The organism is Sphingomonas populi, from assembly GCF_004208535.1.
In the GTDB taxonomy this organism is placed as follows: Bacteria; Pseudomonadota; Alphaproteobacteria; order Sphingomonadales; family Sphingomonadaceae; genus Sphingomonas; species Sphingomonas populi.
Map to the genome: position 1 here is coordinate 17,093 of NZ_SGIS01000010.1, position 26,019 is coordinate 43,111.

At 66.9% G+C, this 26,019-nt stretch carries 22 protein-coding genes; 12 read left to right on the top strand and 10 right to left on the bottom strand.

All coding sequences use genetic code 11. The features are described 5' to 3' along the window. Positions 1 to 77: 77 nt before the first annotated feature. From cysS to EWE75_RS08275, 3 genes are read right to left on the bottom strand one after another with little or no spacing between them, the layout of a single operon-like run. Positions 78 to 1,511 (bottom strand): cysteine--tRNA ligase, encoded by a 1,434-nt coding sequence (gene cysS, locus EWE75_RS08265; RefSeq protein ID WP_130156348.1) that lies wholly within the window; start codon positions 1,509 to 1,511, stop codon positions 78 to 80. 37 nt (positions 1,512 to 1,548) lie between these two features. Further along, positions 1,549 to 2,370 (bottom strand): hypothetical protein, encoded by an 822-nt coding sequence (locus EWE75_RS08270; RefSeq protein WP_130156350.1) that lies wholly within the window; start codon positions 2,368 to 2,370, stop codon positions 1,549 to 1,551. Further along, entirely contained in the window at positions 2,343 to 3,581 is a 1,239-nt protein-coding gene (locus EWE75_RS08275; protein WP_130156352.1) for a TIGR04063 family PEP-CTERM/XrtA system glycosyltransferase, read from the bottom strand. The genes EWE75_RS08270 and EWE75_RS08275 overlap by 28 nt, the downstream gene beginning before the upstream one ends. Positions 3,582 to 3,681: 100 nt before the next feature. On the opposite strand from EWE75_RS08275, the gene EWE75_RS24940 reads away from it, so the two are divergent. Both EWE75_RS24940 and EWE75_RS08280 read left to right on the top strand, forming a co-directional pair. Beyond that, positions 3,682 to 3,849: a hypothetical protein gene (locus tag EWE75_RS24940; RefSeq protein ID WP_165388305.1), complete on the top strand. Its 168-nt coding sequence runs from the start codon at positions 3,682 to 3,684 to the stop codon at positions 3,847 to 3,849. After that, positions 3,842 to 5,206, top strand: a complete 1,365-nt coding sequence (locus EWE75_RS08280) for a putative O-glycosylation ligase, exosortase A system-associated (RefSeq protein WP_130156354.1) — start codon at positions 3,842 to 3,844, stop codon at positions 5,204 to 5,206. Before EWE75_RS24940 ends, EWE75_RS08280 begins: the two co-directional genes overlap by 8 nt. A 154-nt stretch (positions 5,207 to 5,360) precedes the next feature. Here EWE75_RS08280 and EWE75_RS08285 read toward each other — a convergent pair whose 3' ends face one another. After that, entirely contained in the window at positions 5,361 to 5,912 is a 552-nt protein-coding gene (locus EWE75_RS08285; RefSeq protein WP_130156356.1) for a type 1 glutamine amidotransferase domain-containing protein, read from the bottom strand. 102 nt (positions 5,913 to 6,014) lie between these two features. Here EWE75_RS08285 and EWE75_RS08290 point away from each other — a divergent pair, with 102 nt between their 5' ends. From EWE75_RS08290 to EWE75_RS08300, 3 genes are all read left to right on the top strand, one after another. Beyond that, positions 6,015 to 7,019, top strand: a complete 1,005-nt coding sequence (locus tag EWE75_RS08290) for a DNA topoisomerase IB (RefSeq protein ID WP_130156358.1) — start codon at positions 6,015 to 6,017, stop codon at positions 7,017 to 7,019. Positions 7,020 to 7,024: 5 nt separating this feature from the next. Beyond that, positions 7,025 to 8,206 (top strand): mechanosensitive ion channel family protein, encoded by a 1,182-nt coding sequence (locus EWE75_RS08295; protein WP_130156360.1) that lies wholly within the window; start codon positions 7,025 to 7,027, stop codon positions 8,204 to 8,206. A 132-nt stretch (positions 8,207 to 8,338) separates the two neighbouring features. Beyond that, positions 8,339 to 9,559 (top strand): mannosyltransferase family protein, encoded by a 1,221-nt coding sequence (locus EWE75_RS08300; RefSeq protein WP_130156362.1) that lies wholly within the window; start codon positions 8,339 to 8,341, stop codon positions 9,557 to 9,559. Positions 9,560 to 9,594: 35 nt separating this feature from the next. Here the strand turns inward: EWE75_RS08300 and EWE75_RS08305 are convergent, their stop codons facing one another. Further along, positions 9,595 to 10,500, bottom strand: a complete 906-nt coding sequence (locus tag EWE75_RS08305; RefSeq protein WP_130156364.1) for a DUF2167 domain-containing protein — start codon at positions 10,498 to 10,500, stop codon at positions 9,595 to 9,597. 142 nt (positions 10,501 to 10,642) lie between these two features. Between EWE75_RS08305 and EWE75_RS08310 the strand changes: the two genes are divergently transcribed. After that, entirely contained in the window at positions 10,643 to 11,122 is a 480-nt protein-coding gene (locus tag EWE75_RS08310) for a pyridoxamine 5'-phosphate oxidase family protein (RefSeq protein ID WP_130156366.1), read from the top strand. 53 nt (positions 11,123 to 11,175) lie between these two features. Here the strand turns inward: EWE75_RS08310 and EWE75_RS08315 are convergent, their stop codons facing one another. Then, on the bottom strand, positions 11,176 to 12,390 hold the full coding sequence (locus EWE75_RS08315) for a polyhydroxyalkanoate depolymerase (protein WP_130156368.1): 1,215 nt from the start codon (positions 12,388 to 12,390) through the stop codon (positions 11,176 to 11,178). Positions 12,391 to 12,645: 255 nt separating this feature from the next. Here EWE75_RS08315 and EWE75_RS08320 point away from each other — a divergent pair, with 255 nt between their 5' ends. The 4 genes from EWE75_RS08320 (at position 12,646) to EWE75_RS08335 (ending at position 17,865) form a co-directional block, all read left to right on the top strand. Beyond that, positions 12,646 to 14,427 (top strand): ABC transporter transmembrane domain-containing protein, encoded by a 1,782-nt coding sequence (locus EWE75_RS08320; RefSeq protein WP_130156370.1) that lies wholly within the window; start codon positions 12,646 to 12,648, stop codon positions 14,425 to 14,427. Positions 14,428 to 14,797: 370 nt separating this feature from the next. Further along, entirely contained in the window at positions 14,798 to 15,715 is a 918-nt protein-coding gene (ubiA, locus tag EWE75_RS08325; protein ID WP_130156372.1) for a 4-hydroxybenzoate octaprenyltransferase, read from the top strand. 31 nt (positions 15,716 to 15,746) lie between these two features. Beyond that, on the top strand, positions 15,747 to 17,093 hold the full coding sequence (locus EWE75_RS08330) for a TldD/PmbA family protein (protein WP_130156374.1): 1,347 nt from the start codon (positions 15,747 to 15,749) through the stop codon (positions 17,091 to 17,093). Continuing rightward, positions 17,086 to 17,865: an inositol monophosphatase family protein gene (locus EWE75_RS08335; RefSeq protein WP_130156376.1), complete on the top strand. Its 780-nt coding sequence runs from the start codon at positions 17,086 to 17,088 to the stop codon at positions 17,863 to 17,865. Before EWE75_RS08330 ends, EWE75_RS08335 begins: the two co-directional genes overlap by 8 nt. A 194-nt stretch (positions 17,866 to 18,059) precedes the next feature. Here the strand turns inward: EWE75_RS08335 and EWE75_RS08340 are convergent, their stop codons facing one another. Further along, on the bottom strand, positions 18,060 to 18,926 hold the full coding sequence (locus EWE75_RS08340) for an acyl-CoA thioesterase (protein WP_130156378.1): 867 nt from the start codon (positions 18,924 to 18,926) through the stop codon (positions 18,060 to 18,062). Between the two features lie 136 nt (positions 18,927 to 19,062). Between EWE75_RS08340 and EWE75_RS08345 the strand changes: the two genes are divergently transcribed. Next, complete coding sequence (locus tag EWE75_RS08345; RefSeq protein WP_130156380.1) at positions 19,063 to 20,403, top strand: hypothetical protein; 1,341 nt, start codon at positions 19,063 to 19,065, stop codon at positions 20,401 to 20,403. Between the two features lie 246 nt (positions 20,404 to 20,649). Further along, entirely contained in the window at positions 20,650 to 21,201 is a 552-nt protein-coding gene (locus EWE75_RS08350; RefSeq protein ID WP_130156382.1) for a VOC family protein, read from the top strand. Between the two features lie 340 nt (positions 21,202 to 21,541). Here EWE75_RS08350 and EWE75_RS08355 read toward each other — a convergent pair whose 3' ends face one another. The 3 genes from EWE75_RS08355 to EWE75_RS08365 form a co-directional block, all read right to left on the bottom strand. After that, on the bottom strand, positions 21,542 to 23,164 hold the full coding sequence (locus EWE75_RS08355; RefSeq protein WP_130156384.1) for an NAD(P)/FAD-dependent oxidoreductase: 1,623 nt from the start codon (positions 23,162 to 23,164) through the stop codon (positions 21,542 to 21,544). Between the two features lie 81 nt (positions 23,165 to 23,245). Then, positions 23,246 to 23,758: a hypothetical protein gene (locus EWE75_RS08360; protein ID WP_130156386.1), complete on the bottom strand. Its 513-nt coding sequence runs from the start codon at positions 23,756 to 23,758 to the stop codon at positions 23,246 to 23,248. Positions 23,759 to 24,216: 458 nt separating this feature from the next. Further along, positions 24,217 to 25,965: a chloride channel protein gene (locus tag EWE75_RS08365; RefSeq protein WP_130156388.1), complete on the bottom strand. Its 1,749-nt coding sequence runs from the start codon at positions 25,963 to 25,965 to the stop codon at positions 24,217 to 24,219. Positions 25,966 to 26,019: the final 54 nt, after the last annotated feature.

Here is a 26,019-nt window from a genome sequence, read left to right on the forward strand (position 1 = left end):
TGCGGCCTTCGGCCGCTTTCTCTCTCTTCTCTGCGCCTCCGCGCCTCCGCGTGAACCATCTTTCCGCCGCAGCGGACTCAATCGATAATCGCCTTCCAGTCCCACCCCAGCGGATCGCCGTCCATCACCTCGACGCCGGCGGCGGTGAGACCGTCGCGCAGCGCGTCTGAGCGGGCGAAGTCCTTGGCGACACGGGCTGCCTTGCGTTCGGCCAGGTGCGCGTCGATCTCGGCGGGCGTAATCGTCGCACCCGCCGGCATCACGCGCAGATCGGCGCGCGCCAGCGTCAGCAGCGGCAGGCCAAGCACATCGACGAACGCGCCCAACGCCGCGAGGCGCGTGGCCGGCGACAGCTTCTTGTCCGCGAGCAACTCGTCGAGCACGGGCAGCGCGCGCGGTGTACCGAGATCGTCGGAGACCGCTTCGTCCAACCGCGCGAGATATGGCGTCGCATCGCCCTTTTGCGCGCCATCGTCGCGCGCGCGCAACGCCTCGACCGCCATCACCAGCCGCTTGAGCCGGGTAAACGACGCCGCGAGGTTCTCCCACGAAAACTCAAGTTCGCTGCGGTAGTGTGCCGAAAGGCACATCAGCCGGTAGGCGAGGGGGTGGAAGCCGCGATCGACCAGCGTCTGCAACGTCGTGAAATCGCCCGAAGACTTCGACATCTTGCCCGCGCGCTCGACGAGGAAATTGTTGTGCATCCAGAACCGCGCGCCGGTATCGGCGCAGTCGCAATGCGCCTGGTTTTGCGCGATCTCATTGGGGTGGTGGATCTCGCGGTGGTCGATGCCGCCGGTGTGGATGTCGAAACCATCCCCGAGATATTTACGACTCATCACCGAGCATTCGAGATGCCAGCCCGGCGCGCCCCGGCCCCAGGGCGAATCCCACTCCATCTGCCGGTTCTCGCCCGGCGCGGAGGTGCGCCAGATCGCGAAATCCTGCGGGTTGCGCTTGCCCGCGACCGGATCGATCCGGCCTTCGCGCTCGTCGTCCGCCACGCGGGCGAGCCGACCGTAATCGGGCACGGTCGACACGTCGAAATACAGGCCGCTCTCCAGCACGTAGCAATGCTTCCGCGCGATCTTTTCGCCGAACGCGATCATCTCGGCGATGTGGTCGGTCGCGAGCGGGAATTTGCTCGGTTCGCGGATGTTGAGATCGCTGAGGTTCTGCTTGAACGCTTGCGTGTAATGCGCGGCGATGTCCCAGATGCTCATCGCGCGCGCGCGCGCGGCGGCTTCCATCTTGTCGTCGCCAGCATCGGCGTCCGAGGTGAGGTGGCCGACATCGGTGATGTTGATGATGTGGGTGAGGGGGTAGCCTTTCCACGTCAGCACCCGGCTCAGCGTGTCGGTGAAGACATAGGCGCGCAAATTGCCGATGTGCGCGTAATTGTAGACGGTCGGCCCGCACGAATAGACGCGCACATTGGCGGGATCGAGCGGCGCGAACGTCTCGGTCGCGCGCGTCAGGCTGTTGTAGAGGGTGAGGGGGCTGCCGGTCATCGAACGGGCCTTAGCGGCGCGCGCGGTGGCGGGCAAATCAGCCCGTGCGCGTCGTCAGCCCGCGCAGCGTTTCGAGCGTGTCGCGGATCGATTCGGGTCGCGCCGGGGCGGGCGCGGCGTCGCGCTGCGCGACGCTGCGTTCGAGCCGGTCGAGCAGCGCGCGGATCGAAGCGGGCGATTCGGCCTCGACGCGGCGGATCGGCGGCGCGGACCGCATCGACGCGGCGATCAGGTCGATCGCGCCACTGGTGTCGCGCCGGATCGGGATCGGCGCTGCGCTGCGCTGTTCGCGGACGATCGGGGTCGGCTCGATGATCTCGACCGGGTCGGGCGCGGGCGCCGGCGCGGTGGGCGCGGCGAACGAGACCGGATCGAACAGCGACAGCGGCATGTCGAGATTGGCGGGCAGCGGCCGCGCGCGCGCCGGGCCGATCGGGCGCGATGCAGGCGCTTCGGCGCGGACGTCGAGGAACGGCGTGCCGAGATCGCGGTTGGCGAACACCGGCTGGCGCGGTGGCGCATCGGGGTGCGAATCGGCGCGGCGCTGCGGCGGCACCGCGTCGCCGGTCGCCAAAGACCCGTTGACGATCACCAGCCGCGTACCGACCGCAACGAACAGCGCGATCCACGCGAGCAGCGCACACACGCCGCCGCCGGTAAGCGCCAGCACCGCCCGCGCGGTGAAGCCGAGCGGCGGCTGGGCCGCGTTGAGCAACGTCGCGACGCCACTCTCTAAGACGAGCGATTCGAGCGCGCTCGACGGCATCATGAGGAACAGCAAGGCGGTGAACGCGCCCGTCACACCTGCGCCGAGCGGCGCGATGGGCAGGATCAGACGCTGACGGGGGGACGCGACCATGCATGGGGTGATGCCACGTCACTGGTAAGTTTTTGGTAAACAGGTTCGTAACGACCGACGTTCACCGCCCAGTTGCGCTCCGCCTCGACGAAGCTGCGACCGCGCTCGCGCCGGGCTTCCCAGCCGTCGCGATTGCCGAGCAGATCGGTGAGTGCCGTCGCGATGCCGGCCGGATCGCCGGGCGGGAACAACGTGCCGGTGATGCCGTCCCGGATCAACTCGCGGTGGCCACCGACATCCGATGCGGCGACCAGCCGGCGCTGCGCCATCGCCTCCAGCGGTTTGAGCGGCGTGACGAGATCGGTCAGCCGCATCCGTTTGCGCGGATAGGCGAGGATATCGACCAGCGAGTAATAGCGATCGACTTCGTTGTGCGGCACACGCCCGACGAAGTGGATATGCCCCGCCACCGGCGAGGCCGCCGCTTGCGCGCGCAACGCCGCTTCCATCGGCCCGCCGCCGACCAGCAGCAGTCGCGCGGTCGGGCGCGCGGCGACCAGCGCGGGCATCGCCGCGATCAGATCGTCGATGCCTTCGTAATCGTAGAAGCTGCCGATGAAGCCGATCACCTCGGCACCCTCGACGCCGATCTGGCGGGCGAGCGGCTGATCGTATTCCAATGGAGCGCCGAACAGCGCGAGGTCTACCCCATTGGGCGAGACGAGGATTTTGTCCGGCGCGATACCGCGCGCGATCAGGTCGCCGCGCAACCCCTCGCAGATCACCGACACCGCATCGGCGCGGCGCACCGCCCAGGTCTCGAGCATCCGCGTCGCCCGGTAGCGCGCTGATCCCTCGTGCCCGGTGCCGTTGCCGACCGAGGCATCCTCCCAGAACGCGCGGATCTCATAGACCAGCGGCAGCCGCATCGCCCGCGCGACGCGGAGAGCGGCAAGCGCGCCGAGCACCGGCGAATGCGCGTGAAGGATATCGGGGCGGAACACCTTCGCCACCTCGGCGACACGGCGCGACAGCGCGTGGATCTCGCGCACCTCGGCCAGCACCGGCGGCAACTTTCCGATGACGGGCGTGCGATGGAAGTCGATCCCGTCGACCGTCTCGGCTGCGGTGGCCGACGCGCCCTGCCGTATGCCGGTGACGGCGGCGACCTGCCAGCCGCGCGCCTGCTGCGCCTTGAGGATCGCGCGGGTGCGGAAGGTATAGCCGCTCTGCAACGGCAAACCGTGGTCGAGGACGTGGAGGATTTTCATCGCGCTCCACCTGCCACGCCAGTGCTTAACGGAGCCTCAACTCGGATGGGCTTATTCGCACCCCCGGCGAAGTCGCGAAGCGCGTTCGAAGGGCACAGGCATGATCGACAATTTCGCGCTTCTGGTCAGCCACGGGCTGATGCTGCTCGCGATCTGGGCGCTGCTCAGGCGGCCCGATCTCGATCACGAGCCGGGGCCGCTCGATCGCGACATGCGCGGCCGCCTGCGCGCGGCCAAGCCCGAGGAAGAGGATCGGCCGGTTGCGTGATCTCATCTTCGTCGCGTTCCTCGGCGCGTTCTTTCTGGCCGGCTTGCGCAAGCCGTTCATCTTCATCCTCGCCTATATCTATATCGATATCGTCAGCCCGCAGCGGCTGACCTATCTGCTGCTCAATTCGATGCCGATCTCGCTGATCGCCTTCTGCGCGGCGGTGCTGAGCTGGGCGCTGATCGACGACAAGCGCGACGTGCGGATCGCCCCGCGCCAGATCATCATCCTGCTGCTGCTGCTCTATTGCGGCATCACCACGCGCACCGCCGATTTCCCGATGGAAGCGCTCGATAAATGGGATTGGGTGTGGAAGGCTTTGGTGTTCGCCGCCTTCCTGCCGCTCACCTTGCGCACGAAGCTCAGGATCGAATCCTTGCTGCTGTTCATGGTGTTGTCGGCGTCGTCGATCATCATCGTCGGCGGCATTAAGACGGTCGTGTCGGGCGGCGGCTATGGCTCGCTCAACCTGATGGTGTCGAACAACAGCGGCCTGTACGAAGGCTCGATCATCTCGACCGTGGCGGTGGCGATCGTGCCGCTGGTGCTGTGGTTCTCCAACCACGGCACGGTCTTCAAGCCCGACTGGAAGGTGAAAATCTTCTGCTACGCTTTGGTGTTCGCGTGCTGCATGATTCCCGTCGGCACCTCGGCGCGGACCGGGCTGCTGTGCGTCGTGCTGGCGGCGGTGCTGATGCTGCGCGATGTGAAGCGCAAACTGCTCTACCTCGGGCTGATCGCTGCGATCGGCGTGGTGGCGGTGCCGTTCCTGCCCTCGGCCTTCGTCGCGCGGATGGGGACGATCAAGACCTACAAGGCCGATGAATCCGCCTCGACCCGGCTCGCTGTGTGGCAGTGGACGTGGAATTACGCGAAGACGCATCCGTTCGGCGGCGGCTTCGACATGTACCGGCAGGACGTGCTCAACTATGATCTGGTCACGACCGAAGGCAGCGGCAACAGCCTGACGCTCAAGCACACCCCGACCACGGACCGCGCACGCGCGTATCACAGCTCGTATTTCGAGATGCTCGGCGAACAGGGCTGGCCCGGCATCCTGCTATGGGGCGGGCTCAACGTGATCGGCATCCTCCGCATGGAGATACTGCGCCGCCGCTACCGCAAGGCGCCGCCCGACGAGGCGTGGATCGCGCCGCTCGCCGGCGCGCTGCAATCGGCGCTGCTGATCTACCTGCTCGGCGCGGCGTTCGTCGGCATCGCCTTCCAGCCCTTCATCTACCAGTTGATCGGCGCGCAGATCGGGCTGGACACGTATCTGGCGCGGAAGCGCTCGGAGGCGGCGTGGCGGCCGTTCCGCAAGGTGAAGCCGACGTCTCTCGAAGTCGCCTCCACCTAACCATCCGTTCGCCCGAGCGACGTAACACTCGTTCGTCCCGAGCGAAGCAACCTCCGTTCGTCCCGAGCGAAGTCGAGGGACATGCGCTGTAGCGCAGGTGTCTCGACTTCGCTCGACACGAACGGTTTTGTGAGTGGGTTCTTACGCATCGGGCTTACGCATCCTCGGTCTCTTCAGCGAGCGCCTCAAGAATCGCCTTGTTGAACGCCGGAATATCCTCGGGCTTGCGGCTGGTGATGAACTGGCCGTCGCGCACCACTTCCTCATCGACCACCTCGGCGCCGGCATTCTCCAGATCAGTGCGGATCGACGGCCAACTCGTCATGGTGCGGCCATCGACGACATCGGCCTCGACCAGCAGCCAGGGGCCGTGGCAGATTGCCGCGACCAGCTTGTCGTCATCGACGAACTCCTCGACGATCTCGACCGCGCGGTCGCTGGTGCGCAGCGTATCGGGGTTGGCGACGCCGCCGGGCAGCAGCAGCGCGGTGTAATCCTGCGTATTGACGTCATCGACGGTCAGATCGGGCGTGATCGTGTCGCCCTTCTCATCGTGTTTCATGCCCTGGATCGGATCGGTCGAGAGCGAGGCGAGCGTCACCTTCACGCCCGCATCGAGCAAGGCCTGGCGTGGTTCGAACAGTTCGGACTGTTCGAAGCCGTTGGTGGCGACGATCAGGACGTGCGCGTGCGATAGGTTTGTCACGGGATTCTCCTTCGTGGATGCCGTCCAAACCCCCAGCCGATGCGGCCCGTTCCGGAACGAAGCGACCGACCGCGCATTTTTAAGGCTCTGACGAGGGACGCGATGGACGCCGAGATCACCTATTGCGACGATACCGAGCCCGGCATCACCCGCCGGAAAATGCGCCACGGCTGGGGCTATTGGGATGCTTCGGCCAAGCGCATCACCGATCGCGACGAGATCGACCGGCTCAACGCGATCGGCCTGCCGCCCGCCTATCGCGACGCGTGGTTCAGCCCGGACCCGTGCGGCCATATCCAGGCGGTCGGCTGGGACGAGCGCGGTCGCAAGCAATATCGCTATCACCTCGAATTCCGCGCCGCGCAGGATTGCGCGAAGTACGATCTGTGTGCGCCGTTCGGCCATGCGCTTCCCAAATTGCGTGCGCGCGTCGAGGCCGATCTGGCGCGGCGCGGGCTCGGCAAGGACGTAGCCGTCGCGGCGATCGTGCGGCTGCTCGATCTCGGCCATGTCCGCATCGGCAACGAAGGCTATGTGAAGGCCAACAAGAGCTACGGCGCGACCACGCTGCGCCGCCGCCATGCGGTGCTCAAGGGCAAGACGATCAAGCTCCAGTACAAGGCCAAATCGGGCAAGGTCCGGCTGTTGACGATCACCGATTCGTCGCTCAGCCGCTTCGTCAAGAAATGCCAGGATCTGCCTGGCCAGCATCTGTTCCGCTGGGTCGATGACGATGGCGCCACGCATCCCGTCACCTCATCGGACGTCAACGCCTATATCCGCGAGGCGATGGGCGGCGATTACACCGCGAAACATTTCCGCACCTGGGGCGCGAGCGTGATCGCGTTCGAGACGCTCGTCGGTGCCGGCCACGACATCGGCCTCAAGACGATGCTCGAACCCGTCGCCGACGCGCTCGGCAACACCCCCGCGATCAGCCGCAAATCCTATGTCCACCCGCTGCTGATCGCGGCGGTGAAGCACGGGCAGGCGGCGGTGCGCGCCACGCGCTTGCCGCGCGCGACGCGCTATCTTACCCGCGCCGAGCGTGGCCTGATCGCGTTTCTCGAAACGGGCGGCACCCCCGCAATCGCAGAGGCAGCATAACCGCGATGAGCAATACAACGACGGCGATCCTTCCGCCGGTGAAGGTGCGCGACATCAACGCGCAGGTGCGCGATCTGATCGGCGCCACAATGGACTGGCTCGGCACGCACTGGCTGCAAATCCTGATCGCGCTCGCGATTGGCGCGGTGATCGTCATCGCGCTCGCCACCGCGCGCAAGCTCGGCCAGAAATTGTGCAGCACCCGCGGCGGCATCGCCGGCTGGGGGGCGGTGCTGGGCCGCGCGGTGGTCAAGACCAACAACTTCTTCATCGTGATGGTCGCCGCCAAGCTGGTGCAGGGCTATGCCGGCGCACCCCCAGAAGTCGCGACGACGATCAAATTCCTGTTCACTATCGCCAGCGTGTTCCAGGTCGCGATCTGGGCGCGCGAGATCATCCTCGGCGCGATCGAGCATCGCACGCATTCGGAAAGCTATTCGGGCGAGGCGTTGCAAAGCGCGATGGGCATCATCAGCCTGCTCGTCACCTTCGCGGTGTTCGCGATCGCCTTCATCGTCGTGCTCGACAATCTCGGGGTCAACGTCACGGGTCTGGTCGCCGGCCTCGGCGTCGGCGGTATCGCGATCGGCCTCGCCGCGCAGGGCATCTTCGCCGATCTGTTCGCCGCGCTCGCCATCCTGTTCGACCGGCCCTTCAAGCGCGGCGACAAGATCAGCTTCGGCGATTCGAGCGGCATCATCGAGAGTATCGGCCTGAAATCGACCCGCATCCGCGCCTATACCGGCGAGGAACGCGTGATCGCCAACAAGAACCTGCTCGACAAGGAAATTCTCAACGTCTCGCAGCGCAACCACATCCGCATCGGGTTCACGCTCGGCGTCGCCTATGAGACCCCGCCCGACACGCTGGAGCGGCTGCCCGGTATCCTCAAGGAGCTGATCGAGGCGGAAGGTGCCACCTCGGCACGCAATGGCTTCGAATCCTTCGGCGCGAGCACGCTCGATTTCGCCGTGCAGTTCGACATTCCCGGCGACAACTGGGGCACCGCGCATGCCACGCGCGACCGCTTGATGGTGGCGATCCTGCGCCGTTTCGCCAAGGAAGGCATCTCGCTTGCGTATCCGACGCAGACCAGCTTCACCGCCGCGCCCGATGGCACGCTCATCATGCCCTATCCCGACCCGCAAAAGGTCGAGCGGGTGGACGCGGAGGGTGCCAAGCCGTAAGCCGTGTCGGCCCATGCCAAGCCATATTGTGATCGCCGAAGGTTGAGGCGATAGCGACCAGCTTCGGACGGCGACGCTGGGTATTCGGCCTATAAAGCGATATCCGCCGCAGACGAAGCGGGGAGATTTTCTTTGGAAGACGGCGGCGGGGCCACCGAGTCGGTATCGACGCCCAGCCAGCGCGCTCGGCACGCGCCGCTGCGCGCGCTTGCCGGGGCGCTGCGACACTATTCGGTCGTGATATACGGCTTCACGCTCAGCCGATTGACGCTGTTGGTGGTGGGGCTGCTGACCGAGCGCTATGTCCGGCCGGTCACGACGCTCGACCCCGATCTGCGTTTCAGTCCCCATCGGTGGCTGAACATGTGGGGAACCTGGGATACGGGCTGGTACGTCGGCCTCGCCAAACATGGCTATCAGCCTCTCGCCGGGCCGGACGGGCAGGCGAACTGGGCGTTCTTCCCGGCCTATCCCGCGCTCGCCGCCGGGATCGCGACCGTCACCGGGCTGAGCGCCTTCGAAGCCATGCTGGTGATCTCCAACCTGAGCTTTCTGGCGGCGCTGGTTCTCATCCACCGGCTCGCCTGTGCCGAGTTCGACAGGAAGACCGCCGATCTGGCCGTGATACTGCTCTGCGTCGTTCCGGGGAGTTACATCTTCTCGGCTGCCTATACCGAATCGCTCTTCCTGCTGTGCCTGACGGCTGCGTTTTGTCTGATCCGAAGCCGGAAATGGATGGCGGCGGGGACGGTGGCCGCAGCGGCGGTGTTGACCCGCAACCTCGGCGTGGGATTGCTGCTGCCCTATGCCTGGGCGGCGACAGAGCGCCTCTTTCTCGACCGGAAAGGCAAGCCGGCACTCCGCCCGTCCGAGGTGGTCGGCATCGTCGCGGGCATTCTTCCCCCGATGTTCGCGCTCGCGGCTTTCATGCTGCATCTTAGATCGCGGACCGGCGACGCGCTCGCCTTCGTGCATGTGCAAAAAGCCTGGGGCCGGAGCTTCGGGGATCCCTTTTCGACTCTGCTGGACGGCGTGTTGCATCCCGATCGGGTGCCGGACGTGAACTTTGTCAGCTTCGTCGTGGCGTGGCTCGCCATCGGCGTGCTGGTGAGGCTCGTTCTCCTCCGGCGTCCGCTCCTGCTCGCCCTCGCGCTTTTCCTGACTCTGGTGCCGCTCACCGGCGGCATAGCGTCCTTCGCGCGCTACGCGCTGGTGATCTTTCCGCTCTGGCTGGTCGTCGCCAATGCGCTTGCCGCGCGACCGAAGGCTGCCATCGCGGTCATCTCGGTGCTCGCGATGCTGAGCGGGTTCATGATGGTGGCGTGGACGCTGGCGCTGAAGGTGACGATGTAAGCCGATCGCGGCGGAAGGCGCGTGGCAACGAACGGCTACTCCGCGTTCTTCCTGCCGAAAATCCGCCCGAAGAACCGGCGCATCCCCGCCACCCCGACCGCGAGTGCCGCCAGCAGATACTTGCCGAAGCCGAGCGCGATCGCCAGCAGCCCGAGCTTCTTGGCGACCACCACGCCGGCCCCCGCCGCGACCAGCCCGGCAAGGCCGTAGCCAGCGCTCTTGTCGATCGTCTTGTCGAAATCGGCATAGGCCGAACCCCGATCGAACGCCGCCGCCTTGCCGAAATCCGCAGCGGCGGCACGCACGTCCGAAAGGTGATCCATGCTGGAGAGCATGTTGAGGCTCAGCACGCCGCGCCGCCCGAGCAGCCGCACGTCGTAATTGAGCGCGTCGGTGGCGCTATCGGAAAACCGGATGTCGCGCGCCCAGATCAGCGCGTGCGAGGCGGGATCATAGGCCGGCGGCTGTGCCCACCCGACGAGATGAAGTTGCGGGAAGCCACCCTGTTTGCGTTTGGTGTTCTCCTCGCTCTCACCCTTTCGGATCGACTCGAGCACCTGATTGTAATCTTCGGACTTGGCGTTCGCATCGGAGACGTAACCCGTATCCTCATAAGTGACGACCGCGCCCCAGACGTTGTCGAAGATCGTCCGCCCTTTTTCGAACACGATGCCGAGCACGCCGTCGGCGCTCTGCGGCGGATTGCCCCACACTTTGGTCAGGATCGTCTTCGCCTCGTCAGCGGGCACGAAATAATAGCGGTCGCCGAGGTGAAGCTGCGCGTGCGCCGCCGGGATGGCGACATCGCCGGTCTGTTTGTGCAAGCCCTTCTCGAACGTGACGAGTTCGGGCGGGATGCGTTGCGCCTGCACCTCGGCGACGGCCGGTTGGGCGAGCATAAGGCCGAGCACCAGCATGGCCGCTGTACGTGTCTTCGTCATCTCGTCCCCCCGGATCGATACACAGTCCGGGCCGGTGCTGTGCCGGGCGCGGCACGCACAGGCATAACAGCCCTCGCGTCACGAGCGCAACCAAGCCGCGATTGCGTCGTTCACCCACTGTATCCGAATGAGGAGAGCGACGATGACCGATACACACAAGATCAAGCAAACGATGTGGGACAAGATGGCGCAAAGCCCGTTCCTGATGGTCGGCCTCACCGGAAGCGGCCAGCACAGCGAACCGCTGACCGCCCAGCTCGACCGCGATCAGGTCGACACCCTGTTCTTCTTCGTCGGCAAGGACAACCGCCTCGCGTCAGGCGGCAGCGCGATGGCGCAGTTCGTATCTAAGGGACATGATTTCTTCGCCTGCCTCGCCGGCGATATCCGCCAGGACAATGATCCCGCGCTGATCGACAAGCTGTGGAATAACCAGGTCGAAGCGTGGTTCCCCGGCGGCAAGAGCGACCCTAACCTCGCGCTGCTGCGGCTCGATATTTCGAGCGCGGAACTGTGGGAAACCGATATCTCGCTGTCGGGGCGGCTCAAGATGCTGTTCGGCGGCACGATCAAGAGCGACGAGAGCAGCAGCCACGCCTTCGTCGAGACGACGGCGGTCTGAGGCTGGGGGCGGGGGGAAACCCCCGCCTCAACCCACCCGAACCGAACCGCCAATCACGCGTTGGCGGCCATCCACTGCTCGACCACCGGCGCGACCTGATTACGCCATTTGCTGCCGTTGAAGATGCCGTAATGCCCGGCATCGACGGTGAAATAGCGCTTCTTTTCGTCGGGCAGGCTGGTCGCGATCTTGAGCGCCGCGCGCGTCTGGCCAACTCCCGAAATATCGTCGCGCAACCCCTCGATCGCCAAAATGCCGATATCGGTGATCGCCGCCGGATCGACCTTGCGGCCACGGTGCGTCATCTCGCCCTTGGGCAGCGAATGGTTCTGGAACACCAGATCGATCGTCTGCAGGTAGAATTCGGCGGTCATGTCGCAGACCGAGCGATATTCTTCGTAGAAGCGCTTGGTTGAATCCGCGCTCTCATCGTCGCCCTGCACGAGATGCTTGAACATCTCCCAATGCGACATCAGGTGGTTGCCGAGGTTCATCGACATGAAGCCGGCGAGCTGGAGGAAGCCCGGATACACCTTCCGCCCCGCACCCGGATAGGTGAGCGGCACCTTGACGATCACGTTCTGCTCGAACCAGCTATGCGGCCGTTCGGTCGCGAGCGTGTTGACTGCAGTCGGCGCCTCGCGCGTATCGACGGGTCCGCCCATCATCGTCAGCGTCTTGGGGCGGCAGGGGTTGTTGTCCGCGCTCATCACGCAGGCGGCGGCATAGCACGGCACCGACGGCTGGCAGACCGCGAGCATGTGCGTATCCGGCCCGATCGCCTCAAGGTAGGCGATCACGTAATCGACATAATCCTCGAAATCGAAACCGCCGTCCGACATCGGCACCAGCTTGGCGTCGCGCCAGTCGGTGATGTACACATCCGCGACCGGCAGCATCCGCTCGACCGTGCCGCGCAGCAGTGTCGCGAAATGGCCCGACATCGGCGCCACGATCAGCAGCTTGGGGCCGCCCTCGACACCGGCCCTCGCGAAATGCTTGAGCTGCCCGAACGGCTTGCGCAGCACGATCTCCTCGACGACATCGACCTCCTTGCCGTCGACCAGCGTGCGATCAAGCCCGAAATCGGGCTTGCCGCGCGGTGCGGCCGCATGCGCGAACACCTCCAGCGCGGAGGCGATCACCGGCCCGCCGCCGAAATAGGAAAACGGGTTTACCGGGTTCTGGAGCAGCTCGGCGCTGAAATCGGCCATTGCGCTTGCGCCGGCGAGGAAGGAACGTTGCAGTTCGTAGGCATTGTACAGCATGAGGCGTATGTAGCGATCTATCGGTGAATGACCATACAGTAGAACGCACCGGCGGGCGGCAAGTTTCGGATAGCGTGATCGGCTGTCTCGATCAGAGGTGACGGACTCTCGTAATTCGTGGTTCCCCCGCGAAGGCGGGGGTCCAGAGCCAAGCAGTGCTGCGCTCGTGGTTCTAGACCCCCGCCTTCGCGGGGGAACAAAATGTTATCGTCGTGAGCAGTGGCGCCCGCGCGGCGGCTTTGCTACGCGGCTCGCATGGCCGAAGTCGACAACGCCGAGCCGCGCGGATCGCGCAAGTTGAGCAATCTCGGCATGGTGTGGCGTCATGCCACGCGCTATCCCGCCCGGATCGCGACCGCGCTGGTGGCGCTGGTCGTGGCGGCGGGGGCGACGCTCGCCTTCCCGGCGACCTTCAAGCAGATCGTCGACAACGGTTTCGCCGAACACGCCAACGCAGGCGCGGTCGCGCCCTATTTCCACCATCTCATCATCGTCGTGCTGGTGCTCGCGGTGGCGACGGCGGTGCGGTTCTACAGCGTGTCGTGGCTCGGCGAGCGCACCGTCGCGGATATCCGCACGGCGGTCCACGCCAATCTGCTGACGCTGTCGCCGGCCTGGTTCGAGGAGAATCGCCCGTCGGAGATCGCTTCGCGGCTGACGTCGGACACCGGCCAGATCGAGAATGCGGTCGGCAGCACGATTTCGGTGGCGCTGCGCAGCCTTGTCATCGGCATCGGTGGCATCGCTTATCTGTTCGCGCTCGCGCCCAAACTGGCGCTGTCGCTGATCGTCGGCATTCCGATCATCATCACGCCGATCTTCCTGCTCGGCCGGCGCGTGCGGCAATATTCGCGCTCCAGCCAGGACCGTGTCGCCGATATCGGCGCGCTCGCGGTCGAGACGCTTGGTGCGATGAAGATCGTGCAGGCGTTCGGGCAGGAAGCCCGCGAGGGCGAGCGCTTCCGCGCTGCCGTCGATCAGAGCTTCGAATCGGCCAAGCGCCGCTTCCGGCTGCGCGCGGTCATGACCGCGCTGGTGATGGGGCTGCTGTTCGGCGCGGTGACGCTGCTGATGTGGGACACCGTCAACGACGTCGCGAGCGGACGCCTGTCGAGCGGCTCGCTCGCCGCCTTCGTGCTGACCGCCGGCATCGTCACCGGCTCGTTCGGCTCGCTGACCGAAGTCTATGGCGACCTGCTCCGCGCGTCGGGTGCCGCCGGCCGTCTGTCCGAACTGCTCGCGGAACGCCCTTCGATCGCCGCGCCAGCCTCGCCGGTCGCCTTGCCCGAGCCGCCGCGCGGCACGGTCGAGTTCTCGCACGTCGAGTTCCGCTACCCGACCCGCCGCGACGTGGCGGCGCTGCACGACTTCAACGTCAGCGTCGCACCCGGCGAGACCGTCGCGATCGTCGGCCCCTCGGGCGCTGGCAAATCGACCTTGTTCCAGTTGCTCCAGCGCTTCTACGATCCCGATGCGGGCGAAGTGCGGATCGACGGTGTCGCGCTGCCGCTCGCCGATCCCGCCGCAATCCGCGAGCGGATCGCGATGGTGCCGCAGGATACCGTGATCTTCGGCGCGTCGGCGCGCGACAACCTGCGCTACGGTCGCTGGCAGGCGAGCGACGATCAGCTCTGGGCCGCCGCCGAGGCCGCCAACGCCGCCGAGTTCCTGCGCAAGCTGCCCGGCGGACTCGACACGTTTCTCGGCGAGGGCGGGGCGCGCCTGTCGGGTGGCCAGCGCCAGCGCCTCGCGATCGCCCGCGCGCTGCTCCGCGACGCGCCGATCCTGCTGCTCGACGAAGCGACCAGCGCGCTCGACGCCGAGAGCGAGCGACTCGTCCAGCAGGCGCTCGAACGGCTGATGGTGAACCGCACCACGCTCGTCATCGCCCACCGCCTCGCCACCGTGCGCGCGGCGCGGCGCATCATCGTGATGAACGAGGGCCGCATCGTCGAGAGCGGCAGCCACGCCGAGCTGATCGGCGCCGGCGGCCTGTACGCGCGGCTCGCCAGCTTGCAATTCAGCGAGGCGGCGTGAGGGCCTTTCCGCGAGCGCAACCCGCTTCCCTCCCTGGAAGAGCATCGGGTGAACAGCGCCCCGCGCTGTTCAGGTCATGCCGGGGGCATGACCGACCCGATGCTGGGCTGGGGGTGGGTCGGTTGCGGCAGTCGCTACGGTCCCACGCGGGCCAACCCACCCCCGGCCCCTCCCTGTCAGGGAGGGGAGGTAAGGGGCGCGCCGTGCGCATGTCCACGACCGACCTAACCCCCGACAATCGAGTCGCTGTTTTCTCCCCTCCCTGGAAGGGAGGGGCCGGGGGTGGGTTGCTTGCGAGGGAAGGTGACGCCCGCCCCAAACCGACCCACCCCCATCCCCTCCCTTTCAGGGAGGGGAGCACGTTCCGCGCATGACCACCACCGACCTCACCCCCGACACCGAACATCGCGGCCTCGTCGCCCTGCTCCCCGCCGCAGCCCGCCCGTTCGCGTTGCTGGCGCGGTTCGACCGGCCGATCGGCTGGTGGCTGCTGTTCTGGCCCGGCGCATGGGGCGTCGCGCTCGCCGGCGGCGCGATCACGCGTTGGGATCTGATCCTGTGGCTGCTCGCCGGCAGCATCGCGATGCGCGGCGCGGGCTGCGTCTACAACGACATCGTCGATCGCGATCTCGACCGGCAGGTCGCCCGCACGCGCAGCCGCCCGCTGGCGAGCGGCGCGGTCAGCCTCAGGGCGGCGTGGGTCTGGCTGGTCGCTCTGTGCCTGATCGGCCTCGTCGTCCTGCTGCAACTGAACCTCTACGCCGCGATCGTCGCTTTGCTCAGCCTCGCGCTGGTCGCCGGCTATCCGTTCATGAAGCGCATTACGTGGTGGCCGCAGGCGTGGCTCGGCATGGTGTTCTCCTGGGCCTGCCTGGTCGGCTGGAGCGAGATCGCGGGCAAGCTCACCATTCCCGGTCTGCTGCTCTACGCCGGGTCGATCGCGTGGGTGATCGGCTATGACACGATCTACGCGCTGCAAGACCGCGAGGACGATGCGCTGATCGGCGTGCGCTCGTCGGCGCTGCGGATGGGCAGCCGGGTCCGGCTCGGCGTCGGCCTGTTCTACGTGGCCGCGCTGCTGCTGTGGGGCGTGGCTTTGTGGCTGGTCCGCCCCGATCCGCTCGCGCTCGCCGCGCTGCTGCCGGTCGCCGCGCATTTCGGCTGGCAGGTCGGCACGCTCTCGCCCGATGACGGCGCCGGCGCGCTCGCGCGTTTCCGGTCCAACCGCTTTGCCGGATTTCTCGTGTTCTGCGCGTGTTTCGTCATCGGGACGGTCGCGACGCTTTGACCTTCGCGGGGTCCGTGCCTAAGTCCGACATATGTTGACCATCGAACAGGCGCAGGATCGCGCCGCCGCTATCGTAGATCGCGCCCGGGCCGCCGGCGCCGACGCCGCCGATGCCGTTTTCGCCGCCGATACCGCGCTCGACGTGTCGGTGCGGCTCGGCGCGCTCGAGGATGTCGGCCGCAGCGAAAGTCAGGAACTCGGCCTGCGCGTGTTCGCCGGCAACCGCTCCGCCAGCGTCTCAACCTCGGACTTCAGCGAACATGCGCTCGCCGCGCTGGTCGAGCGCGCGGTCGCGATGGCGCGCGAGGCACCCGAGGATGCCTGGGCCGGCCTCGCCCCCAAAGAACGCCTGATGCACGGCGCGCCGCCGCAGCTCGATCTCGACGACGGCGGCGAAGCCTCGCCCGAATCGCTGCGCGAAGCCGCGCTTGCCGCTGAAGACGCCGCGCGCGCTGTCGCCGGTGTCACCAACAGCGAAGGCGGATCGGCCAGCGCCTCGCGCTCGATCTGGGCGCTCGCCACCAGCCACGGTTTCGCCGCTGCCTATGCTGCGACCGGCTACGGCCTGTCGGCAAGCGTATTGGCGGGGGAGGGCGGGCTGATGGTGCGCGATTACGCCTATCACTCGACTCGCCGCCGCCGCGATCTCGACAGCGCCGAAGATATCGGCACGCGCGCCGGCGAACGCACCGTCGCCCGCGCCAACCCGGGCCGGGTCGAAAGCGGCGCGCTGCCGGTGGTGTTCGATCCGCGCGTCGGCTCCAGCCTGCTCGGCCATTTCATCGGCGCGATCGGCGGACAGGCGATCACGCGGCGGACCAGCTTCCTGCTCGACGCGCTCGGCACCGCCGTCTTCGCCCCCGGCGTGCGGATCGAGGACGACCCGCACCGCCCGCGCGGGCTTCGCTCGCGTCCGTTCGACGGCGAGGGGCTGCCAGTGTCGCCGTTCGCGATCGTGCAGGACGGTATGCTCGAAAGCTGGCTGCTCGACAGCGCCTCGGCGCGGCAGCTCGGGCTGGAGCCGACTGGCCATGCCGCACGCGGGGTCGGCGGCGCGCCCGGCGTCGCGACCAGCAACCTCCATATGGCGGCGGGCCATCTGTCGGTGCAGGCGCTGATCGGCGACATCACGCGCGGCATCTACGTCACCGAGCTGATCGGCATGGGCGTCAACGGTGTCACCGGCGATTACAGCCGTGGCGCCGCCGGCTTCCTGATCGAGAATGGCGAGATCACCACGCCGGTCGCCGAGTTCACCATCGCGGGCAATCTCAAGGATATGTTCCGCGAGCTTACCCCCGCGAATGACCTCGAATATCGCTACGCCACCAACGTCCCCACCATCCGCATCGACGGCATGACGGTCGCGAGTGGCTGATACACTCGCCGACCGGATCGCCGATATCGCGGCGGAGGCGGGCGCGCTGGCGATGGCGCGCTGGCAGACCGATTTCGCGCGCTGGGAGAAATCGCCCGGCAATCCGGTCAGCGACATCGATCTCGAAGTCAACGCGCTGCTCCACGCGCGGCTTTCCGCACTCGATCCCGAAGCCGGGTGGCTGTCGGAGGAAACCGCCGACAGCGCCGCGCGGCTATCCTGCAGCCGGTTGTGGGTGGTCGATCCGATTGACGGCACGCGCGATTATCTGCGCGGGCGGCCCGGCTGGTCCGTGTCGGTCGCGCTGATCGAGAACGGCATGCCGCTGATCGGCGTGCTCGACGCGCCCGCACGCGGCGAAGTGTGGCTGGCCACGCGGGGCGGCGGGGCGCTGCGCAACGGCGCGGCCTTGCAAGCGAGCGACCGCACCGAGTTGGTCGGCGCGCGCGTGCCGACCGACGCCTTGCCCAAGGCCGACCGCGATCTCGTCATCGTCGACAAACCCAATTCGATCGCGTTGCGCATCGCGATGGTCGCCGCCGGCGAGGCCGATCTCGTCGCGACCGCGCGCTGGGGCAACGAATGGGACATCGCCGCCGCCGCGCTGATCGCGACCGAAGCCGGCGCGATCATCACCGACGCGCTCTGCGGCGCGCTCGCCTTCAACACCGAGGCCGCCGAAGCCTTCGGCATCCTAGCCACCGCCCCCGGCATCCACGTTGCGGCGGCGGCCCGGCTACGCGAGCGCGCGCTGGCGGCAAGCGCGCGCTAACCGTCACGCCCGAGCCTCAAGCGTTGCGTTCCTGGCATGCCCCTCGACTTCGCTCGGGGCGAACGGCGTGGGGCGGGCACACTCGCACCCAAACCCGTTCGCCCCGAGCGAAGTCGAGGGGCAGACCCCAGCGCAGGTGTTTCGATTTCGCGCGACACGAACGGGTTGGGATACGCTCGATCACCCGAGCCTAATCACCCCCGCCAGCGCATCAACCCCTCCTGAGCGCTGCTCGCGACCAGACGCCCGTCGCGCGTGAAGATGCGACCGCGCCCCAGCCCGCGCGCATGGCCGGACCAGGGCGAGTCGATCGAATAGAGCAGCCACTCGTCCGCTCGGAACGGCTCGTGCAGCCACAAAGCATGGTCGAGGCTGGCGCCCTGGACGCGCGGATCGAACAACGTGATCGGGTGCGGTGACCGCGCCGCCGCGATCAGCCCGAGATCGGACGCATAGGCGAGCGCGGCGCGGTGCATCGCCGGGTCGTCGCCGATCGTGCCGATCGCGCGCAACCATACGTTGAGCACCGCCGGCCCCGCCTCGGGCAACGCCCAAAGCGCCGGCTCGACCGGTCGAACTTCGATCGCACGGGTGAAGGCGGGCGGCGGTGACGCCTTGTTCGCGGCCGTTCCGGCGCGAAACTCAAGTTGGTTCTTCAACCCCTCCGGCCCGGGCACATCGGGCATCGCATCCTGATGGTGCAGCCCGTCCTCGGGAAGCTGGAAGCTCGCCGTCATCGTCAGGATCGGTACGCCCTTCTGCGTCGCGATCACGCGCCGCGTCGCGAAGCTGCGCCCGTCGAAATCGCGCACCACGCGGAACACGATCGGGTAATCGTCATTGCCCGGCCGCATGAAATAGGCGTGGAGCGAGTGTGCGATCTTGGGCGCCTCGGTCGAGCGTTGCGCGGCTTGCAGCGCCTGCGCGATCACCTGCCCGCCGAACACGCGACCGACCGCACCGGGCAAACGGGGGCCACGGAACAGATCGGTGTCGATCTCCTCGACATCGAGCAAGGTCACGAGCTGGCGGGCGACATCGTCAGGCTTGGGATCGGTCATCATTGGCTTCCACAGTGCGCGTGTCCCTCGTTTGCGCCCGCACCGGCCAAGTCAAGACGATGCGATCCGTTAACACAGTTCCGCTAGGCTCGCCGCGCCGGAAAGCGGGCCGGAAAGCGGGAGTGTGGCGATGGACATGGCATTAGACGTTGCGGCGCATCCCCACGCGCGGCGGGGCTGGCTCGGCACGTTCGAGACGGCGCGCTGGGTCGTGCCGGCGATCTTCGCGCTCGCGGTCGGCCTGCGCCTCGCGCTGATGCTGCTGATGCCGCAACAACCGATGTCCGACGGATTATGGTATATGGACCGCGCGCAAGAAATGGTGCGCGGTCTGGGCTTTCAGGAACAGGGCCGTCCGACCGCATTCTGGCCGGTCGGCTACCCCGCCGCGCTCGCCGCGAGCATGATCGTCGCCGGGCCGTCGCTGCTCGGGCCGATGGCGCTTAACCTCGCCGCCGCCGCTGCGATCGTCGCGTTGATGCTCCGCTTCGGCGCGTTGCTCGGCATAGGACCGCTCGGGCGTAGGATCGCGGCGTTGCTCTACGCGGTCTACCCCGCGCACATCGCCTACACCGGCCAGACCTTCGCGGAAACGCTATCGACCGCGCTGGTGATGGCGGCGTTCGTGGTGATGGTGGCCGGGCGCGCGCGGCTGTGGGCGCTGGCGGGGGCGGGGCTGCTGTTCGGTGCGGCGACGCTGATGCGCGCGCAGGTGATGTTCTTCCCCATCGGCGCGCTGATCGCGATGGCCTTGTGTTTCAGTGATTTCGGCTGGCGCGGGCTGCTGCGCGCGGTGCTGCCGGTCCATCTCGCGCTGGCGGCGGTGGTGCTGCCGTGGAGCATCCGCAATACCGTCGAGATGGGCGCTTTCATTCCCGTCTCCACCAACGGCGGCATCGCGCTCTATTACGGGGCCAACGACCGCGCGACCGGCGACTGGTACGCATGGGAGCGCACGCCGATCTGGGACGCGACCGGCGTCGGCATCCCGTACCGCGAGCATGTCTACCGTCAGGTCGAACTCGACCAGCGCTTCAAGGCGCTCGCGAAGGACTGGATCGCCCACCATCCGGCACGATGGATCGCGCTAGGCGCCCGCAAAGTGCTGTTCGTGTGGCGCAAGGACAGCGACGGGCTGTGGGGCGTGGACGCGAGCTATCCCGGCCTCGGCGCGACCTTCACCGCCGCGCAGGTGGTCAACCAGCTCTATTACATCGGCGTGCTGCTGTTCGGCTTCGCGGGGCTCGCGGTCGCGGTGCCGTCACTGTGGCGCGGCGGGCGTGCGCGCGAGGGCGAGCGGGCGATCCTGCTGCTCGGCTGCATGCCGGCGTTCGTGACGCTCACCGCCTTCGCCTTCACCGGGCAGGTGCGCTACCATTATCCGGCGATGCCCTTCCTGATCCTCGCCGCCGGCTGGATGATCGCACGGCTGCTGCGGCGGGGTGAGGCGGGCGAACCGCGAGCGGAGCGGATCTGAGGCGGATGGTCGGGAATCGCCCCAAACCCGGTCGCTCAGTCTGTACGTGCACGATCCTGAAACCTGCCGTTCGAGCCATCATCAGATTCCCGTTTTTCCATGTCCGGCAGGCAATTTCGGGAAAACTCAATCGGGAACAGATTTTGGGAAAGCGGCTCGCTTGGCGACGATGAAACCACTGCCGCACCACGCCTTTCCCGCTGTACCTTCCTTTTCGAAAAAGCATCCGTGCCCTAAAGCGTCACCATGAAGATCATGTTCGCCATGCTGTTGGCGTCGGTTGCAGCCGGGGCACAGGTACAGATAGCGCAAGCACGGCCCAGCGAGAGTGCAGCAATGAACGACGCCGCAAACGTAATTACCGTGGACCACACGGGCTTCGCCGTATCGTCTCTGGACGAAGCCATTCGGTTTTGGACGGGAGCGCTTGGATTCACACTTGAGCGACAATCGGAGATGGGGGGCGACTTCCTGCATCAGGTGACAGGTGTCGACGATCCGGGTGTGAAAACGGCGATCGTCAGGGCACCAAGCGGTTACGCGGTCGAATTGTTGCAATATTCGAAAGGGCGCCAAAACGGGGTGGTGCCTTCCAGCGCGGGGGCGATCGGTGCGGCTCACCTGGCTTTGACCGTGAAGGACATTCATGCCGCCATCAGCCGCGTCGAAGCAGCAGGATGGAAGGCCAAGGGTAGTCCGCTGCCAATCGCGGGTGGTCCACGGAAGGGGACTTTGGTGGCCTACGTTTCAGGCCCCGATCATATCACGATAGAGCTTATGCAGCCGCCAGCCCAGTAATGGGTCTGCGGGAGCTTTCCCGTTTCACCATCCTTTTCGGGAACGGCAGCTATCGCTAACGGCCTCCTGAAAGCTGCCTGTCCGTTCCCCACCAATTTTCGTCGTCCAATAAGCGTTGCTGTCGGACCTGTCCTACAGACGCGGCTTCGACCATACTCCCGGCCACGCTCTTTGACTGTGTCAGCGCCAACCGTAATGGTCCACCTTCGCGGCGCGCGGCGGGTGTGCCCGGCCGTCGGACACGCCCAAAAGTGACACCCCCGCACGGTGCGTTCAGTGGACAACCTTTGCGACGTTTCGCCGTTCGCACCGCACTCGCCACGATCGATCCGAACCTCCACTATCCCGCCACGATCCGCGCCGCGACCGCTTCCGCCACCTTGATCCCGTCGATCGCCGCCGACAGAATCCCGCCCGCATAGCCAGCGCCTTCCCCGGCCGGAAACAGCCCGTCGCAATTGAGGCTCTGGAAATCCGCCCCGCGCGTAATTCGGATCGGCGAGGAGGTGCGCGTCTCGACCCCGGTCATCACCGCATCGGGATCGTCGTAGCGCGCGATCTGCCGGCCGAACACCGGCAGCGCCTCGCGGATCGCCTCGATCGCATAGTCGGGCAGACATTGAGCAAGGTCGGTCGGCGTCACGCCGGGCTGGTACGAGGGCGTGACCGCCCCAAGCGCGGTGGAGGGCCGCTGCGCGAGGAAATCCCCGACCCGCTGCCCCGGCGCGTGATAGGAGGAGCCACCCGTGACATAGGCCAGCGACTCCCAATGCCGCTGGAACGCGATCCCCGCGAGCGGTCCGCCCGGATAATCCCGCGCCGGATCGATCGCGACGACGAGGCCCGAATTGGCGTTGAACTCGGCGCGCGAATATTGGCTCATGCCGTTGGTGACGACGCGGCCCTCTTCGGAGGTCGCCGCCACCACGCGCCCGCCGGGGCACATGCAGAAGCTGTAGACGGTGCGCCCGTTCGCGCAGTGGTGCGACAGGCTGTACGCCGCCGGACCGAGATCGGGATGCCCCGCGCAGGCGCCGAAGCGGGCGCGGTCGATCCAGCCTTGCGGATGCTCGATCCGCACGCCGATCGAGAACGGCTTGGCCTCGATATGCACGCCGCGCGCGTGGAGCATCTCGAACGTCGGCCGCGCGCTGTGGCCGACCGCGAGCACGACATGGTCGGCCTCCAGAAAGCCGCCGTCGTGCAGGTGCAGCCCGCGCACGCGACGGTGGCCGTCGGCGATGCGCTCCAGTTCCAGATCGTCGACGCGCGTCTGCCAGCGATACTCGCCGCCGAGCGACTCGATCTGCGCACGCATCGATTCGACCATCGAGACCAGCCGGAACGTGCCGATATGCGGATGCGCTTCCCACAGGATGTCGTCGGGTGCGCCGGCGCGGACGAATTCCTCCAGCACCTTGCGCCCGAGGAAGCGCGGGTCCTTCACCCGGCAATAGAGCTTGCCGTCGGAGAAGGTGCCGGCACCACCCTCGCCGAACTGGACGTTCGAATCGGGGTCGAGCACGCCGCGCCGCCACAGCCCCCAGGTATCCTTGGTCCGCTCGCGCACCGCCTTGCCGCGATCGAGGATGATCGGGCGAAACCCCATCTGCGCGAGGATCAGCCCCGCGAACAATCCGCACGGCCCCGCGCCGATCACCACCGGCCGCTTGGCGCTCCAGCCGGCGGGTACGGTGACGGGCGGGCGGTAGGTCATGTCGGGGGTGGGGCGGACATCCTTGTCGCCGGAGAGACGCGCCAGCACGTCGCTCTCGTCGGCGAGATCGACATCGAACGTATAGACGAGCTGCACGGCATTGCGCCGCCGCGCATCGTTGCCGCGCCGGTAGAGCGTGTACCCGCGCAGATCGGCGGGCGCGATGCCAAGCCGCGCGCAGATCGCGGGCGCGATCGCCTCAGGGGGATGATCGAGCGGGAGGTAGAGACCGGAAAGACGGAGCATCGCCGGGCCTGTACAGCGTCAGGGGCGATGCGCCAAATGGCGCGGGTGGTTGTCGCCAGAACGCGACCTTCGGCGAGCTTCTTAAATCAACGTCGCGTTGGTCCCGGCAGCTACCAGCGGAGCGATACCAGCATAGAAGAACGGAATGCTGTCCTCCGGCCCATTCACCGCGCGACCCCGCACCTTGGACATGACGCAGACTCCGACTTCGGCAGTGCCCTCGCCAATGACGAGTATGAAAGGGTTCTCCTCATCCCCGCGCAGATATCGCCCGCCGAACGCGCGACGTGCTACTTCGAAGATATAGGCTGATGTCAGAAAGTGAAGATCGTCTGGAAGCGGCGCTTGTTGGCGATAGAAGTCGTCCAGCACCTGATCGACGAGTTCTAGGGACGCTTCGCTATAGTCGAGCTTGCTCCCGTCAATGGGCGAGCCTTCAGGTGAAAACGCCTCTATGAAGTCAGTCGCCTGCCATTCCATCCCTTCCGCAATGCTCGCCGGCATACCCTTCGATATATCGGACGGCTGCCCCTGCGAGACGGTTTCGGACGTATCGTTCTTTGCGCCGAACAGTTTCCTGAAAATCCCGACCATTGCTTCGTTCTCTGCTTGGTTGATGCCCGATCGGTTACTCGACCTGCGGAAAAGCGACCGTCATCACTCTGGCGTCAAAAGCGGAACATTGCAAATTCACCATGTCGCGACGCCATCAATCGCCCACAATCCGACCTTTCGCCTTGGAAACACCGATCCGATAGCCGGACGTAGGCCGACCGGAGTGGCAGTAATGATCGGTGATGTATGGGTCTGGTGGCCGAGGTGCTCACCACCAATACTGGCCATCCAACCAGCGCCGCTGTCAAACCTGTCCTACACGCACCGCAGCCGCCATACTCCCGGTCCGCTCTTCGACAGTGCCACGCTATCTGTAACACGTTCCCATTCGCCGCGCGCGGGAGGCGTACCCGCCCGTCCGCCACGCCCGAAAGTGACACTCCCCCACGGTGCCTCCCGTGGGCAACCTTTGCCATAATACGCGGCCGCCAACCGCCTCACCGCTCCCCGAACAGCTCGCGCTGCGCCTTCTCCAGCTCCTCGGCGTAGCGCCGCCGGACATAGGTCTCGGACAGCACGCCGAGCACGGTCCGGTCCGTCGCCAGCACCGCCAGTTCGTCGGCGCCGGTCGCGTCGAACGCGGTCATCACCTGTTTGATGTCCATGTCGGGCTTGATCGCCGCCTCGGTATTGACCGCCACGCTCGCCACCGACGCGGCCGGATCGAGCGTCTCGGCGAAGGCGTCGCTCGTCCGTACGATGCCCGCGTATTGCGCGTCCGCGTCGATCAGCACGACGCGGCTCGCCGAGCCGAGCGGATAGCGGCGGCGGAACTCGGCGATCGTCGTCTCCGCCGGCGTCTCGCGCGTCTCGCGGCGCATCATCCGCCCGGCGGTGAGCGTCTTGACCCAGCCGACGTCGCGCGCGCTCTTGATCGTCTCGCCACGCAAATGCAGCCGCCACGTCGAGAAGGAATAGCCGAACAGCTCGCGCACGATCGTCGAGGAGACCAGCGAGGCGGCGATGGCGGCGCCGGTCAGCCCGAAATCGTGAGTCGCTTCCAGCACCAGCATCGCCATCGTCATCGGCCCGCCGATCACCGCGACGCCGAGCGCGGCCATGCCGACGATCGCGGCGTTGTGCGGATCGACGATCTGGAACCCGGCCACCGCCGTCAGCCCGGCCGCGAACAGGGTCCCAGCCAGCGTGCCGAGGAACAGCGAGGCGAAGAACAGCCCGCCGCGAAAGCCGAAGCCGAGCGACACGATCGACGCCAGCGACTTCGCCACGAAGATCACCGCGATGAAGGCGAGCGGCGTGCCCGCCACCAGATCATTGTGAAGCGCGCCATGCCCCGAGGACAGCACCTGCGGCGAGATCAGCGCGATCGGCACCAGCAGCGCACCGCCGATCGCCGGCCGCGCCCAGTCGGGGATGCGCGACCGTCGTACGCCGTGTTCGAGCAGCGCGACCGCACGCATCAGCACGATCCCGAACGCGGCGCAGGCGGCGCCCAGCCCGGCATAGGCAAGGTAATGATGCGTCTCGGTGACTGCGCCCGAGGCGGTCTCGACGACATAGGGATGCGCGCCGAGCGTCTGGGAGATGAGCACCGCCGACAGCGCGGCCGCGGCGACCGGCGCGATTGCGGAGGGCGTATACGCGCCGATCACGATCTCGAACGCGTAGAAGGCGCCGGCAAGCGGCGCACCGAACGCGGCGGCGATTGCCGCGCCCGCGCCCGCGCCGACGAGGTTGCGCAGATCGGGCCGGCGCAGGTTGAGCAGCCCGCCGGTGAACGAGGCGACCGCGCCGCCGAGCTGCGCATAGGCCGCCTCTAGCCCGACCGACGCGCCGAACCCGTTGGACAGGATCGTCTGCCCCGAAATCACCAGACTGTCGCCGATCCTCATCCGCCCGCCGTGCAAAGCGTTCGCCTCAACCGTATCGACCAGGCCGCGCTTGCGGGCGCGCGTCGCCAGCGTGAAGAGTCCCAGCGCCACGCCGCCGATCGGCAGCACCAGCAAGGCGGCAAGCGACAGTTCCGGCTGCGCGCTCAGCCGTGAGGTGCCGGGCAGCGCGAAGAACCAGTGTTGCAGCGTCCGCGCCAGCGCGCCCTGCGCGACGCTGAGCGCGCCCGCCGCGCCGCCGATGCCGATCGCGAGCAGGATGAACGCTGCCTCGCTCGCGCGCAGCCGGCGCCGCAGCCAGTTCACGGGCCGGACGAGACGAAGTCGCGGCGACATCGTTCAGCGCTTGCGCGGAGTACGGGGCGGGACGGGCATTTCGCTCCGTAGCGC